Origin of the sequence: Polaribacter sp. (assembly GCF_965660385.1) — a bacterium.
Taxonomy (GTDB): domain Bacteria; phylum Bacteroidota; class Bacteroidia; order Flavobacteriales; family Flavobacteriaceae; genus Polaribacter.
Genome location: NZ_CBFHZT010000136.1, coordinates 1 through 1,101, shown reverse-complemented (window position 1 = coordinate 1,101; position 1,101 = coordinate 1). Strand labels below are relative to the sequence as shown.

The window sequence follows — 1,101 nt, the reverse complement described above, 5'->3', positions numbered from 1 at the left end:
TAATTGTAAGACACAAATTGAACAAACAAATGTAATACAGGCTCTTTTTCTTTTAGATATTTGAAAATTTCTTTTTGTTCAGTAGAGGTATATGTTTTGTTTCGTTCAGGATTTGATTTTAATACATTAATTTTCTTGACAAAATTATCTTGTATCACTTCATTGTCCTCTAAAGTTTGAAATAAAGAACTGATATCTGTTCTTGTATTATTTCTATTTCTAGCACTTGAATTTTGTAATACAGTATTCAAATATTGTATGACAATTTTTTTAGTGATGATAGAAATGTCTCCTTTTGGATCTATTTTTTGTTGATTTAACCATTTACTAAACCTATTTATTCTTCCTTTAAAGTTTTGATAGGAGGTTGCACTTAAAACATTTGATTTGGTTTGAAGAGCCAAATTGAAAGATGCTTCAATAGAGTAGGTAGGTAGTTCAGGTTTTTTTTCGGCAACTACTTGGCTTTCTTTCTGATTAGTTTTATTCTTTTTTGTTTCCTTTTGTTCTGATTGTTCAGAAGAAAGTAGGTTTTCAATAAATTCCTCCAATGAAGTATTATCTTCATACGGATTGTAACCATTTTTTAAAATAAACTCTAAGCTTTCTTTAAGTTGAATTAAAATGTGATATCTACTTTTTTTGTCTTTATAAAGGTTAACCCCTGCTTTAATATTAGTTTGTCTTTCTAGCTTACCTGTATTGGGGTTTCTGTAAGAATAATAGATATACCATTTTTTTGATAAAGCTTCTTTTTTAGCTTTCGCAGAAAGTTTAGACCAAGTAGTAATATCTACTCCGCCAGTAAAGATTTTTGGGCTCAGAATAATTCAGTTTCATAGGTAAATCGTGTACTCTATCGTGTACTCGTTGTAAAAGTAAGAAAAATGAAGGCATAAAAAAACGAATTGTGAGACACAATTCGTTGATTTTATTAGCTTTAAGCTTTGTAGCGAAGACGGGATTTGAACCCGTGACCTCAGGGTTATGAATTCTAATTAAAGTACTTTTAATCAGTGTTTTACCCTTTTTTATTTTAAAATCGTGTTCAAAAACGTGTTCAGTTTAGACCAGATTATTATTGTAAAATTCTTGATGCAA

1 pseudogene is annotated in these 1,101 nt (G+C 29.0%); it reads right to left on the bottom strand.

The annotated features are described in order from the left end of the window. A pseudogene (locus ACTG3V_RS15585) lies at nt 1-551 on the bottom strand (site-specific integrase); the annotation flags it as partial. Nucleotides 552-1,101 lie beyond the last annotated feature (550 nt).